The organism is Carnobacterium sp. AT7, from assembly GCF_000171855.1.
Classification (GTDB): domain Bacteria; phylum Bacillota; class Bacilli; order Lactobacillales; family Carnobacteriaceae; genus Carnobacterium_B; species Carnobacterium_B jeotgali.
The window spans coordinates 18,402-32,458 of the sequence record NZ_ABHH01000012.1; the positions used below are offsets into that span (position 1 = coordinate 18,402).

At 36.3% G+C, this 14,057-nt stretch carries 15 protein-coding genes and 1 pseudogene; 12 read left to right on the plus strand and 4 right to left on the minus strand.

The window, feature by feature from the left end; genetic code table 11:
• Nucleotides 1–236: 236 nt before the first annotated feature.
• Nucleotides 237–656, minus strand: coding sequence for a NusG domain II-containing protein (locus tag CAT7_RS06095; protein WP_332247931.1), 420 nt, complete (start codon nt 654–656; stop codon nt 237–239).
• Nucleotides 657–974: 318 nt separating this feature from the next.
• Nucleotides 975–1,235: pseudogene (locus tag CAT7_RS12180) on the minus strand (prolipoprotein diacylglyceryl transferase family protein); the annotation flags it as partial.
• Nucleotides 1,236–1,429: 194 nt separating this feature from the next.
• Between CAT7_RS12180 and CAT7_RS12680 the strand changes: the two are divergent.
• From CAT7_RS12680 to CAT7_RS06130, 9 genes are all read left to right on the plus strand, one after another.
• On the plus strand, nt 1,430–1,579 hold the full coding sequence (locus tag CAT7_RS12680) for a type II toxin-antitoxin system RelE/ParE family toxin (protein WP_411155661.1): 150 nt from the start codon (nt 1,430–1,432) through the stop codon (nt 1,577–1,579).
• A gap of 18 nt (nt 1,580–1,597) precedes the next feature.
• Nucleotides 1,598–1,768: a hypothetical protein gene (locus tag CAT7_RS12310; protein WP_007723223.1), complete on the plus strand. Its 171-nt coding sequence runs from the start codon at nt 1,598–1,600 to the stop codon at nt 1,766–1,768.
• Nucleotides 1,769–2,370: 602 nt separating this feature from the next.
• Nucleotides 2,371–3,003: a YdhK family protein gene (locus CAT7_RS06100; RefSeq protein WP_007723224.1), complete on the plus strand. Its 633-nt coding sequence runs from the start codon at nt 2,371–2,373 to the stop codon at nt 3,001–3,003.
• Nucleotides 3,004–3,273: 270 nt separating this feature from the next.
• Nucleotides 3,274–3,717, plus strand: a complete 444-nt coding sequence (locus tag CAT7_RS06105) for a CopY/TcrY family copper transport repressor (RefSeq protein WP_035019440.1) — start codon at nt 3,274–3,276, stop codon at nt 3,715–3,717.
• 16 nt (nt 3,718–3,733) lie between these two features.
• Nucleotides 3,734–6,196, plus strand: a complete 2,463-nt coding sequence (locus CAT7_RS06110; protein ID WP_007723229.1) for a heavy metal translocating P-type ATPase — start codon at nt 3,734–3,736, stop codon at nt 6,194–6,196.
• A gap of 45 nt (nt 6,197–6,241) precedes the next feature.
• Entirely contained in the window at nt 6,242–6,505 is a 264-nt protein-coding gene (locus tag CAT7_RS06115; protein WP_007723231.1) for a hypothetical protein, read from the plus strand.
• Nucleotides 6,506–6,600: 95 nt separating this feature from the next.
• The gene (locus tag CAT7_RS06120; protein WP_007723234.1) at nt 6,601–6,807 is read left to right on the plus strand and encodes a heavy-metal-associated domain-containing protein; all 207 of its coding nucleotides are present in this window, start codon (nt 6,601–6,603) and stop codon (nt 6,805–6,807) included.
• 138 nt (nt 6,808–6,945) lie between these two features.
• The gene (locus CAT7_RS06125) at nt 6,946–9,120 is read left to right on the plus strand and encodes a heavy metal translocating P-type ATPase (protein WP_007723236.1); all 2,175 of its coding nucleotides are present in this window, start codon (nt 6,946–6,948) and stop codon (nt 9,118–9,120) included.
• Between the two features lie 209 nt (nt 9,121–9,329).
• Nucleotides 9,330–9,620: a hypothetical protein gene (locus CAT7_RS06130; protein WP_007723239.1), complete on the plus strand. Its 291-nt coding sequence runs from the start codon at nt 9,330–9,332 to the stop codon at nt 9,618–9,620.
• A 313-nt stretch (nt 9,621–9,933) separates the two neighbouring features.
• Here the strand turns inward: CAT7_RS06130 and CAT7_RS06135 are convergent, their stop codons facing one another.
• Nucleotides 9,934–10,581 (minus strand): TIGR01906 family membrane protein, encoded by a 648-nt coding sequence (locus CAT7_RS06135; RefSeq protein ID WP_007723246.1) that lies wholly within the window; start codon nt 10,579–10,581, stop codon nt 9,934–9,936.
• A gap of 21 nt (nt 10,582–10,602) precedes the next feature.
• The gene (locus CAT7_RS06140; RefSeq protein WP_007723259.1) at nt 10,603–10,800 is read right to left on the minus strand and encodes a hypothetical protein; all 198 of its coding nucleotides are present in this window, start codon (nt 10,798–10,800) and stop codon (nt 10,603–10,605) included.
• Nucleotides 10,801–11,369: 569 nt separating this feature from the next.
• Here CAT7_RS06140 and CAT7_RS06145 point away from each other — a divergent pair.
• From CAT7_RS06145 to CAT7_RS06155, 3 genes are all read left to right on the plus strand, one after another.
• On the plus strand, nt 11,370–12,728 hold the full coding sequence (locus tag CAT7_RS06145; protein WP_007723261.1) for a peptidoglycan DD-metalloendopeptidase family protein: 1,359 nt from the start codon (nt 11,370–11,372) through the stop codon (nt 12,726–12,728).
• A 104-nt stretch (nt 12,729–12,832) separates the two neighbouring features.
• Nucleotides 12,833–13,717 carry a prolipoprotein diacylglyceryl transferase gene (lgt, locus tag CAT7_RS06150; RefSeq protein WP_007723264.1) on the plus strand — a complete coding sequence of 295 codons (885 nt, stop codon included), beginning with the start codon at nt 12,833–12,835 and terminating at the stop codon, nt 13,715–13,717.
• A 2-nt stretch (nt 13,718–13,719) separates the two neighbouring features.
• The gene (locus CAT7_RS06155; RefSeq protein WP_007723268.1) at nt 13,720–13,953 is read left to right on the plus strand and encodes an amino acid acetyltransferase; all 234 of its coding nucleotides are present in this window, start codon (nt 13,720–13,722) and stop codon (nt 13,951–13,953) included.
• The last annotated feature ends 104 nt before the right edge of the window (nt 13,954–14,057 follow it).

Consider the following 14,057-nt stretch of genomic DNA (forward strand, 5'->3'; position numbering starts at 1 on the left):
CCGCAGAACCTTTTTATGGTTGTGGTGCTGGCCTTGGCGGCGCAGCTCTTGGGTGATATGTCGGTACGTACCCGTCTTGGGCTCGTAATGAGCTGTTCTTCATTCCGAAATATGTTCATCCCTTCCTTGTATGCATTTCTTTTCCACAAAAATACAAAAAAGACAGATATTTCTATCTGACCTTATCAGCAGCTTTCTAAATCAGTTGGAGTGCTTTTTGAGTGGTTTTAACTTCTTTACTGGGAAATGACATCAATCTCTGCCTCTTCTGGATTATCGGACACGATTTCGATAATCAATCGATGGGGTAAGTTAAGGATAGTTTGTCCAGAATCTTGAATCCAGCCTGTCCGTACAGCGATTTGCCGGGGGCTGTTATCTTCCTTGTTACGAATCCGCTCCCCATCAATCTCGATAGTATTATACTTCCCGGGAGCCGGATAATAGGTGATTAGCTGGTTTTCCTCATTTTCTGTCAAAAGGAAACGGTCTACTTCCTCTCCATTGATAGAAATCACTGCATATAGCTTGCTCGCTTCATTTTGCGTATTTTGTACTGCAAAGATGACCGCTGATAACACAGAAACAATAATCAGCAGGGAGACAATAATAATGGTAAAAGGTTTTACACTTTTTAGATATTTTTTAATTGGGATTGCCCTCCACTTCTCTTATCTGCACACTTTTTCTAGTTCACCCCAAATGTTTTCTTCTCTTCAAGTACTCTTCTTCCGGGATGTTTCCTCTAGCGAATTCTTTTTGAAGAAATTCCAGTGGGGTCTCTTTTCCACTTCGATTATTTGTCCAGTCGGAGAGGAGCTTTATGTCAAGGTACAATACTACGACAATCAGTACAATTCAAAATAGTCCCATCTACATCATCCAACCCATTCCTTCTTGTGTAAATAAATTCCCGCAATTCCACATATTTAACACCTCCTCTTCTATTATTCACCCATGCTAGTCTCTGTTTATTATTCCTTTTTGAGTCGCCATCCTTCTAAATAGTAGGATTTAATGGGGTAATCTCTTCTGAGGTATATACAAATCCCAATGGCACCAGTAAATAGAATCAAAGATAGCCCTCGTGACACCCGGAGTAAATCACCAATCCATAAGCTGTCGGTTCGCATGCCTTCTATAAAAAAAATTCCTACTGAATACCAGATCATATAGCTAAAGGCCGCTTCGCCTTGCCACAATAAATCTTTGCGGTTCCGTAGAGCAATGATTACGCCGATTAACCTGTATCAATATAACAATGAATTATGTAGATTTTATGGAGTTATTTAATCTACATAACTTTTCTTTATTATCGCTATAGAAAGGTAGAAAAATATCGGTCAATTCCATAGTTAAAATAGGATTTTCAATTATTTTCTTATCTTATCGATAGTCAATATGGAATAATGTCTTAAAGGACTGAATAATCCTACTTAAAGTAAAATTCTCAAGCAATATTTTTAGGTGTTTATATTTCCATAAGAGCAATAGCAAGTATACTATTACTCATGGTTTCACAAAAAAACTCCTTCAAGAGAAATTACTAAATCAAAAGAGTATCGTAAAGACTACCTAGAAAGAAAGGGTGAAAACGATGGAAAATAGATTAAAACACTACTTTGATACCCAAAAGGGTGTCCCAGAATTTGCTAAAGCATGGAAAGAAACGGAAGTTAGCTATCAAGCTGCAAACATTCTTTTAAGAATTAGAGAAGAAAAACAGTTAACTCAATCTGAATTAGCGACTCTAACTGGAAAAAAATGATCTTATATTTCTTGAGTAAAAAAAGGAAACACAAATATTAAGTGATATTGTGGAATTTGTAGGCGGAAATCTGAAACTGGAAGTCGTCGTTTAAATTGATGAGCTTCCTAAAAATAGCCTATACAAAAAAAGTGATTCGTTAGGTAATTAATGTAGGATAGGGTAGCCCTTATTCTATTTGATACACGTTTATACGTAATTTCATGCATTTAATCGTTCTAGTAAGTATACTGTTTCTTTTTTTATTGGTATTGTATGAGCTATATTTATGTAACAGTAGTGAACTTCTTTATCTAAAATAGCTAAATATAACTCATCTAAAAGTTTCTCTTAACTTAAAATTAATGCATTTTAATAGAAAAGTTCTAAAGAGCTTAACTTAAATACTTGCATTAATAGCTTATTAGTTTAACAAATATCCTATTAATTAATTTTTTTTGCTTACTTTAAAATTTTGGCGAAAATTTCATTTACTTTCTTAATACTTATCAAAAAATTAATTTGAGTCGATTCTTACTAAAAATTGAATCATTTGATTTTTCCGTATAAAAAAGTTAGACTCTCAGTATAAGTTTACAGACGTAACGAAAGGAAGGTAGATTATGAATAAGAAGAAAATTATTAGTGGGGTAATAACCTTATCCTCTTTAGCTCTGCTAGCTGCTTGCACACCCCAAGATAGTGGCAACCAAGAATCTGTTGATACAAGTGAACAATCCAGTACTCCAACTGTTGAAAATAGTTCCGAGTCTGATATGATGAATGAATCGGAAAGTATGGACGATATGGGAGGCATGATGCATGATGATTCTGGCGAAATACCAGAAGGTCTACAAGAGGCAGAAAATCCAACTTATCCAGTTGGAGACACGGTGACTATCCAAACCGACCATATGGCCGGCATGGAAGGGGCTACCGGAACAATTGTGGGTGCATTTGATACAGTTGCCTATGAGGTGACTTACGAACCAACGAACGGGGATTCCATAGTAGAAAACCATAAATGGGTCTTAAAAGAAGAAATACCAGAAGCGCGTAATCAAGAAGAACCTTTAAGCGAAGGAACAGAAGTAACTCTAGAGGCAAGCCACATGGAAGGCATGGAAGGTGCGACTGCTACCATAGATTCTGCTGAAGAGACAACCGTTTATATGCTGGACTATCAACCAACAGATGGTGGGGAAATGGTAAAAAATCATAAATGGGTTACTGAAGATGAATTATCCCAAGAATAAAGGATAGATAAAGATTATTCGTACAATTATTTAAGACAATTCTAATCCTAAAAGCTCTGCCTAATGGTTCTATTAGGTAGGGCTTTTTTACTTGTGAGACAAAATAAACGTAATACCTTAATGAAAATAGTGAGAATGGATCAAAAATTTTGAAATGCCTAAATAAGAAAAGATGAAAGTTAATAAATTACTTGACATATTTTGTTTACGAATGTAAACTATAAATATCAAGAAAGATTACATATGTAAACGAAAGGAGAGAATAATATGTTGACAACTATTTCAATAAAAATAACAGATGCAGAATGGGAAATTATGCGTGTAGCTTGGGCAAATGAATCGGTTACCAGTAGAGAAATCACGGCCATTCTCGAAAATAAAAAACAGTGGAAAGCAGCTACTATCAAAACATTGATCGGTCGTTTAGTCGATAAAGGCGCCTTGCAGACTATAAAAGAGGGGAATAAATTTATTTATTCAGCGGCGGTTACTGAAGAAGAAAGTATGGATTTGTATACGGATGATGTCCTTTCTCGAGTCTGTAATAAGCAATCGGGTCATGTTATCAGTAACATGATAGCTGAAGCTACTCTAAGCAAGGTAGATATTGATATGCTAAAAAAACTATTGGAAGAAAAAGAAAACACAGCATTGGATGAGGTACCATGCGAATGTGCACCGGGACAATGCGAATGCCACTTGCACCATCACTAAGAAAAAGAGGGATAAAATGGAAAATAAAGTTTTTAGCATAGAGGGTATGACGTGTGCCTCTTGTGCACAAACAATTGAAAAAGCTACAAGTAAGTTACCAGGTGTAAAAGCAGCAAATGTTAATTTAGCTACTGAAAAAATGACTATCCAATTTAATGAATTATCTTTGACAGAATCAGATATTCAAAAAGCTGTAACAGATGCAGGGTATACAGCGAAACCAAATACGCTTCAAAAGACGTTTAACATAGAAGGAATGACTTGTTCTTCTTGTGCACAAACCATTGAGAAGGCAACGCAAAAACTTGCAGGGGTGAACAACTCAGCTGTTAATCTGGCAACTGAAAAAATGACAGTCCAGTATGATCCAACCGTATTGAATGTATCGGATATAACAAAAGCCGTAACCGATGCTGGGTATGAAGCTCATGAGGAAGTCGACTCTGCAGCAGCAGTCGATTTGGACCGTGAAAAAAAACAACAGCATATTAAAGAGATGTGGCACAGATTTTTAATGTCGGCTATTTTCACATTACCATTACTATATATTGCCATGGGGCATATGTTAGGTTTGTCACTACCAGAAATTGTTGATCCAATGATGTCTCCTATAACCTTTTCTCTAACTCAATTAATATTAACACTTCCAGTCATGTATTATGGTCGCAGTTTCTTTACGGTTGGATTCAAAACCTTATTTAAAGGACATCCAAATATGGATTCTCTTGTTGCACTCGGCACCAGTGCCGCATTTGTTTATAGTCTATTTGGAACCTATATGATTTATGTGGGCGATACCAGCTTCACGATGGTTCTTTATTATGAATCTGCAGCTGTCATTTTAACGCTGATTACATTAGGAAAATATTTCGAAGCAGTTTCAAAAGGTAAAACGTCAGAAGCGATAAAAAAACTGATGGGTCTAGCACCAAAAACAGCACGTGTATTGCGCAACGATCAAGAAATGGAAATAGCAATTGATGAAGTTCAGGTTGAAGATATTATTGTTGTTCGCCCCGGTGAAAAACTACCGGTTGATGGAATCGTAATGGAGGGAAATACCTCAATCGATGAGTCGATGTTGACCGGTGAAAGTATGCCGGTGGAAAAGAAACCAAGCGACAACGTTATTGGTGCAAGCATTAATAAAAACGGAAGTTTCCAATACAAAGCAACAAAAGTTGGGAAAGATACTGCCTTATCTCAAATCATTAAATTGGTGGAAGATGCCCAAGGCTCAAAAGCTCCGATTGCCAAATTAGCTGACCAAATTTCTGGTATTTTTGTTCCAATTGTAATAGTTCTAGCTGTTCTAGCTGGTCTAGCCTGGTTCTTCTTAGGACAAGAATCTTGGATTTTTGCTTTAACCATTACGATTTCGGTACTGGTTATCGCTTGTCCATGTGCATTGGGCTTGGCAACACCAACAGCTATCATGGTTGGAACGGGTAAAGGAGCCGAAAATGGAGTTTTGATTAAAAGTGGTGGGGCTTTGGAAACCACTCATAAAATTGGGACAATTATTTTTGATAAAACAGGAACTATTACAGAAGGAAAACCAAAGGTAACCGATATTGTGACTACAAATGGTCTTTCTGAAACTGACCTATTGATTTTAGCTGCCTCTGCCGAAAAAGGTTCTGAGCATCCACTGGGTGAAGCCATTGTGAATGGAGCAAAAGAAAGAAACTTGGCATTAATTAAAACAGAATCATTTAAGGCCATTCCTGGATTGGGTATTGAAGTAATTATTAACGGTCAACATTTATTGCTTGGCAATAAAAAACTAATGACTGAAAGCCGTATTTCGTTGGAAAAATTAGCTGCAGCTTCAGATAAGTTAGCTGATCAAGGTAAAACGCCCATGTATATTGCGAAGGATGGAAACATTGCCGGTATTATTGCCGTTGCTGATACCGTTAAAGAAAATAGTTTAAAAGCCATTGAAAAATTACACAGAATGGGTATTGAAGTAGCCATGATTACAGGAGATAACAAACGAACTGCCGAAGCGATTGCTAAACAAGTTGGTATCGATCGTGTAATGAGTGAAGTATTGCCAGAAGATAAAGCGAATGAAGTGAAAAAACTACAAGCTGAAGGTAAAAAAGTTGCCATGGTCGGGGATGGTATCAATGATGCTCCAGCCTTAGCGCAAGCGGATACTGGTATCGCGATTGGTTCCGGTACAGATGTTGCAATGGAATCAGCTGATATTGTTTTGATGAGAAGTGATTTGATGGACGTTCCAACAGCGGTCGAATTAAGTAAAGCCACAATCAAAAATATCAAGGAAAACCTATTCTGGGCATTTGCTTACAATATATTAGGCATTCCAGTGGCAATGGGACTACTATATCTCTTCGGAGGCCCTTTATTGAGTCCAATTATTGCAGCCGCAGCAATGAGCTTTAGCTCTGTATCTGTACTAATAAACGCATTACGATTAAAAAGATTCAAACCTTCTTCTGTTAAGTAACTAGCTAAATAGCTGACGAAAATAGTACTGATAGGGAGTATAAATATGAAGACAGGATTGATTATTGAAGGAATAGAATGTGAGAAATGCTCAGATACAATAGAAAAGAAGATTATATCTAAATCAACTGTTGAAAAAGTCTTCAATAGTTTACACAAAAAAATAGTCTTTGTTCATAGACAAAAGAGTAGTTCTCAGCTTGATTTTCTGACGTCATTATCTGATACTCCTTATTTATTAGGGAGAGTCATTGAATCGATTGATTGTCACTGTTGCAAAGAAATTCGTTATAATTTTCAGTTAGGGTAGTCCGGTGGTCCCTTAACTTCCTAAAGATTTAAATCTACTTCTATATAGAATAGAGAAGAAATGAAATAAAAAATAAAAGAAAAGAGGAATTTATTATGAAAAGAGAAGTATTGGTAGAAGGCATGAAATGTGAAGGTTGCGCTAACACAGTGCAAGAAAGATTTGAAGCCATTGAAGGCGTAGAGTCAGTTGCAATCGATTTGGTGAATAAAAAAGCGGTTCTTGAAAGCCAATCTGATATTGATAAAGATAAGCTTGTCTCCGCTCTTTCTGATACCAAATATTCTGTAATAAATGGATAAGGTGCTAAAATGGGTATATCACCCTTCACTATTTTTACGATTTTTGTAAATCTTACTTTTTTTCCTCTAACAGTATAGAAATAGAGGAAAAGCGGGATTATTTTGCTTAGGGGTATTATTTTAAAGGAGGAAAGAGCTATGAATGACAAAAAGGGGAAACAGCCAGATCATGAACATATAGACCACAGTAAAATGGATCATAGCAAGATGGATCACAGTAAAATGGATCATAGCAAGATGGATCACAGTAAAATGGATCATAGCAAGATGGATCACAGTAAAATGGATCATAGCAAGATGGATCACAGTAAAATGGATCATAGCAAGATGGCTCACGATGATCATGAGGGACATGCCGGAAATAGTGGTCACGAACACCATCATCATGGAAGTTTTAAAGCCATATTCTTAAAATCTCTGCCACTTGGAATCGTTGTTATGTTACTGACTCCAATGATGGGCATTAGCCTGCCATTTCAAATTTCGTTTCTCTATTCAGATATCCTGGCTGCTGTATTATCTACCATATTGATAATTTATGGTGGGAAACCCTTTTATATGGGTGCTATTGATGAGTTTAAACAAAAAGATCCAGGAATGATGTCGCTCATTACACTAGGGATAGGTGTCTCTTATTTATACAGTGTTTATGCCGTTATCGCTCGGTACGTTACGGGTGAACACATGATGGACTTTTTCTTTGAGTTTGCCTCACTGCTCCTAATTATGTTGCTTGGTCACTGGATTGAAATGAAAGCATTAGGAGAAGCTGGAAATGCTCAGAAGTCCCTTGCTGAATTAGTACCGAAAGATGCATATGTTGTTTTGGAAGATGATGCTGTCGAATCCCGTCCTGTATCCCAACTGCAAGTGGGGGATGTTATACGCGTTCAGGCTGGCGAAAATATTCCAGCAGATGGCGTGATCCAAAGAGGACAATCACGAGTCAATGAAGCTCTTTTGACTGGTGAATCGAAACCGATTGAAAAAAATGCTGGAGACCAAGTAATTGGGGGGTCAACAAACCAAGAAGGTGTCTTATATATTGAGGTACAAGAAACCGGCGACAAATCGTTCATCTCCCAAGTACAAACGTTAGTTGCTCAGGCACAAAGCCAACCCTCTCGAGCAGAGAATCTTGCCAAAAAAGTAGCAAGCTCGTTGTTTTATGTTGCTATAGCTGTAGCCTTGATTGCCTTTATAGTCTGGCTGTTTATAACCGATGTACAAACCGCCATTATCTTTACGGTAACCACCTTAGTAATTGCTTGTCCACATGCTTTAGGGTTAGCGATTCCTCTTGTTGTCTCACGAAGTACCAGTTTAGGCGCAAGCCACGGATTATTAGTCAAAGACCGTGAAGCATTGGAATTGGCTACAAAGGCTGATGTAATGATTTTAGATAAAACTGGAACATTGACCACTGGGGAATTTAAAGTCTTAAATGCGGAATCGTTAAGCAAAGACTATAGTAAAGATGAAGTGATTGCCTTAATGTCCGGCATCGAAGGAGGATCCAGCCATCCAATTGCGCAATCAATCGTAGGATTTGCTGAAAAACAAAAAGTTAAACCGATTAACTTTGATTCTATCAATGTAGTATCCGGTGCTGGGGTTGAAGGTGAAGCAAATGGACGTCGCTATGAATTAATCAGTCAAAAAGCATTTGGACAGAAAGTTGATTTTGAGATTCCAAAAGGATCAACGGTTAGTCTTTTAGTTGAAGAAGGGGAGGCTATCGGTGCTGTTGCTTTAGGGGATGAATTGAAATCAACTAGTAAAGAGCTTATGGAAGTATTGAAAGCTAGGGGTATCAAGCCCATTATGGCTACCGGTGATAATGAAAAAGCCGCTCAAGGGGTTGCAGAAGAATTGGGAATCGACTATAAAGCAAACCAATCTCCGCAAGACAAATATGATTTAGTTGAATCATTGAAAAAAGAAGGCAAGACAGTGATCATGGTAGGTGACGGCGTGAATGATTCCCCATCACTAGCCTTGGCTGACGTTGGTGTGGCTATTGGAGCAGGTACTCAGGTAGCCCTTGATTCAGCTGATGTCGTTTTAGTTCGGTCCGATCCGGGAGACATTGAATCGTTTATCGAACTAGCCAATAAAACAACGCGTAAGATGAAACAAAACCTAATTTGGGGTGCCGGCTATAACTTTATCGCTATCCCGATAGCAGCAGGTATCTTAGCACCGATAGGGATTACGTTAGCACCGGCTTTCGGAGCTGTCCTAATGTCAATTTCAACAGTTATCGTGGCCATTAACGCGATGACTTTACGATTAGAAAAAAAAGCAGTATAAAGTAAATAGTTTATATGAGCACGTCTCAGTTCCTACTAATGTTGGTTTTGGTACTACCATTATACCGGAGCCGGAGATGTGTTCTTTTTGTTGGGTCAATATAAGATTACTTTCTTCATACTTATATTGGTGTCTTTTAACGCCTAAATTATTTGTGATTTAATGATATAAAATCCTGATTATTCTAAAAAAGGGACAGTGATAGAAAAATGACTATATCTATTAAAGTGGATGAGGCAGTACAGGAATGGATGAAGAAGAAAGGTCGTACGATAATAACTGTTTCACTTAGAGCAACTCGTACCTGTTGCGTGGGTGCAGAAGATGTGGATATTTCATATAAAAACCCTCAAAATAATAACTATATGTTGACTCAACACAATGGCCTTTTTATTTATCTTGATAAAGGCTTACCTTTGAGGAAGAACGAGCTGCATTTATCTATGATGGGCAAATCTATTTTTTCCTCTATACATATAGAGGGCTTAATGGTTCAGTGATACTTTACTGATATCCAGCGATGCAAAAACAATATGTAAAGGCTGTTCCATCTAAGTGAATCCACGACTTTTAAATCAATAACAAATACGCTTGGAAAATAAGTAAGAAGTTTTCAAAATTTGAAATTTTAATGATACGACTAAGTACATCTTGTTTCTTCTTAATGTTGGTTTTGACACTACAATTATAGAGTGATTTCTAGGTGTAATCTTTTTGTTTGATCAACTTAATAGCACAATTAATTCTTTTGATAAAAATACTTGTAATAAATTCGTACGCATAGAAACCAGTGTAAAAGACTCCTTGATACATTCAAGGAGTCTTTTTTTCGTATTTTACCCATTGTTTCTTTGAAATGAAATACCCTATTATAAACAAAAATTCGATTACTCCAAATGCCAATATAAAACTATGCATAAAGAATGCTTCGGGTAAAGCTAATATAATCGGATCGGTGCTAGGATTGAATAACCAAGCATCATTGTTAAAAAAGATTTTATGGAACAAGACAAATAGTGTATCAAAATTGATAAATAAAGTGACAATCAATAGTGGCGGTATGATGGATCCCCACTGAAAGAAACGAACAAGTTTCCACATTCCTTTTTTTATTTTTAGATAGTTTAGAAATAAAATGGATCCGATACCGGAGATTACTAATGTAACGTAATCAAGCAAGAACAACTTTTTCACTTCAAAAAAATGAAATAAGCCTTTTTCAGAACTTGGAAAGTCAGACATCTTAAGCTCCGTTATCCAAGGAAAATTCAAGTAATTTATTAATACACCGTAATTCTTTAATATAACCTCTTTTGTCATTCCAATTTCATCTGCCATGTTCAGATAAGTGATATCAAATGTGTATAGCGGTGTAAAGTTGATGGTAATGGCAATTGATACTGAAAGAATGAAAAAGAATAGACAAAAAAATCCCAATAAGTAAATGACTGTTGATTTCATGGTTAGTATACCTCGTATCTATTATCTGTTTAATTTTGATTTTACTGCGTGCAGTTCTTCTTTTAATTCTTCGTTTTCTGTTTTTAATAGTTCTACATCATCTGAAGATTTTTCGCCATGATTATGTTTTTTTCCATGCCCCCCATGCATTCCAGGCATCATAAACATCATTAATCCGTGCCCAACAATCATAATGATAAAAAATAAAATCGTTTCCATTAAAATCATCCTTTCTTTTATCAAGTAAGTTAAATAAAGAGCTAAGTAGTATGTTTGGCCTTTAAGGTACTATAAGCTCTTAACAATTATAGAATAACAAATCATTGTGTGGATGTTATGTAGAAAGGAAATTTATAGTAACTACATAACTTCCACACAATTGAATTGTATAGTGGTGAAGTAGGGAAGCAAATGAATAAAGGGTTCACCAGGATAAACTATTTTATGACTACAATAGGAAAGGTGAGGGAGTGAATAATATTCATTGTAATTTTTAGTTGTCGTAATCAATTTTTTTGAAAGATCTTTTTTTTAATTATAATCAAATAAAAAAAGACGTACTTAATCTGGAAAATTCCAATAGATAGTCTCTAATGTAAGAAATTTTAAAATACAATAGAAGACTACTTTAAATAGAAGAAATAGACAGAAATACCCCTTGGTATAAGGATACGGTTTAAAATAAGGGTAAATAATTTATAAAGGCTATTTGTATAATCTTGGCACAATACATAATTTTAAGCCTATGATCAAAAATGAAACCATAAAAATACTTATTGGAGGTACCTATGCAAAAAAGACTATTAGCCGGTGTGTTTGTTGCTGCTTTAATGATAAATTCAAGTTATTTACCTCTTACAGTAAATGCAGAAACGACAGAGCAATTAGAGCAGAAAAAACAAGAACTTGAAACGCAGTCGACTCAGATAAATAGTGACATTCAAGAAAAAGAAGACCAACTAGGCAGTTTAGAAACAGAAAAAGAAACTCTTACGGAAGATGTGAAACAATTACAGCTGAAAATTGACGGATTTGTTCTACAATTACAAAAAGAAGAAAAAAATTTAGAAGAATCAAAATGGAAAATTGAAAAGTTGCAAACAGAAATTAATTCCTTGAAAGAACTTATTTTACAACGCGAAAAAAAATTAAAGTCTCAGGCACGTGCAGTACAAACAGATGGTAATGTCTCCAATCTAGTAGATGTTGTGTTTTCTTCTGGAACCTTCACAGATTTGGTTGGTCGTATAGGCATTGTTAACCAATTGGTAACGGCTAATAAAGAAATCGTTATTGTTCAAGAAAATGATAAGAATCTTCTCGAAAAAAATGAAAAAAAAGCAGAAGAAGAGAAATTGGCAATTGAAACATTAAAAAGTGGTATTGAAGTAAATAAAAGTAATCTTGTAGCTCAAAAATCAGAACTAGATGACAAAATTACTAAAGTGGCTGCAGCTTATGATATGACAGCATTGGAAAAAACAGCATTTGTCAAAGAGCAACAAGCAGTTTCTGCCCAAACCAGTATGTTATCAGACGAATTAGAAGAAAAGCGCGAGAGAATTATTGAAGAAGAAAAGACGAAACAAGCAGCGGCTCAAAAAGCAGCTGAAGATTCTGCTGGTGAAATCATGTCTGAAGAATTTGAAGAAGAAAGTTTAGTCGTTAACAAACAAGATAGCTCTATCAGCTCTAATAATTCTTCACTTGCTGGTTCTGAGAATCCTTCATCTAATGAAATACCTTTGGAAGCCAGTAATTCTGATTTTATTCGCCCGAGCAATGGCTATACTACCTCACCATTTGGCTATCGAATCCACCCGATTACTGGCGAGCGTAAGTTACATGGTGGAATTGATTTAGCTGGGGGCGGTCAAATCGTAGCCGCTAAAAGTGGCACAGTGCTAGTGGCTGGGTACCATAGCTCATGGGGATACTACGTGAAAATTGATCATGGGAATGGATTTCAAACCCTTTATGCTCATATGAAGGCAGGTAGTTTGTTAATTTCCCCTGGACAACTAGTATCACAAGGTCAACAGATAGGAACAATGGGGACAACAGGAGCCTCCACAGGCGTTCACTTACACTTTGAAGTTTACGACAACAACACACGAGTAGATCCTGCGCCGTACTTAGCCTTATAGAAATAGGATAAAAGTACCTCTCAATTATGTAGGTAATCAATTATAAGTAAGTTTGCCTAGATAGTTGAGCAATAGAAAGTAACTTATAAGAAGGAGATTAAGGAATGAATGGACTACTTGGTAAAATTGATCCTATTGCTATCTCAGTTGGACCGTTTCGGGTCTACTGGTATGGTATTATCATTGCTGTAGCAATATTTGTAGCTATTTCTTTAGCTACAAGAGAAGCAAAAAAAAGAGGGCTTAAAGAGGATACCATTATTGATATAGCTCTATGGGCCATTCCGATTGGTTTCGTAGGTGCCCGTCTCTACTATGTTTTATTTGAATGGGATTATTACCTGCAAAATCCAGGCGAAATCATAGCCATCTGGAATGGTGGAATTGCGATTTATGGTGGCTTGATTGCAGGTGGACTTACCGTATATTGGTATACAAAGAAAAAAGGAATTCCTTTAGCTTTTCTGTTAGATATCTTAGCACCAAGTGTGCTACTGGCTCAATCTATTGGTCGATGGGGAAACTTTATGAATCAGGAGGCACATGGGGGACCTGTCAGCCGTCAATTTTTGGAAAATCTCTATTTGCCTGAATTTATCATTGAACAAATGAATATTAATGGCACTTATTACCACCCGACATTTTTGTACGAGTCATTATGGAGCCTATTAGGATTTGTGATCATTATCATTCTACGGAATCGTAAACAGTTGTTACGACAAGGGGAAGTAGCGTTAAGTTACGTGCTTTGGTACTCAACGGGAAGATTCTTTATTGAAGGCATGAGAACGGATAGTCTATGGATTGGTGATTTTCTGCGTGTTTCACAGGCCTTGTCTCTTGTCCTATTCATAGGATCCATCCTTATATGGTATCTCCGCAGGCAAGATTATCCTTCAAAACCCTATTATCTAGAAGGAATGACGGATCTAAGAACTAGTAAAAACCTTGAATCAGATGAAAAATTTAATAAAGAGAAGGAGGAATAGTCATGTCTGAATGTCTAAATTTTTTTAATAGAGGAGGAATGGGAACTATGATGTTTATGGGAATTTTTTGGATTCTATTGTTGGTTGTGGTAGTGTTTCTGATTGGAAAATTATTTTTCAATCAACCGAATCAAAGTTCTAATAGAGAAACACCTTTGGAAATTCTTCAGAAAGAATATGCGAAAGGAAATATTTCTGAGGAAGACTATTTGGAAAGAAAGAAACATCTACAATAGTATGGTTATAAATAAAGATTATTTGATGAAGTAAATACCTGTTATTAGCCTGAATTATTCATAGCTCAAAAATAGCGGTAGCGTATCCGTTATTGACTCCCGCT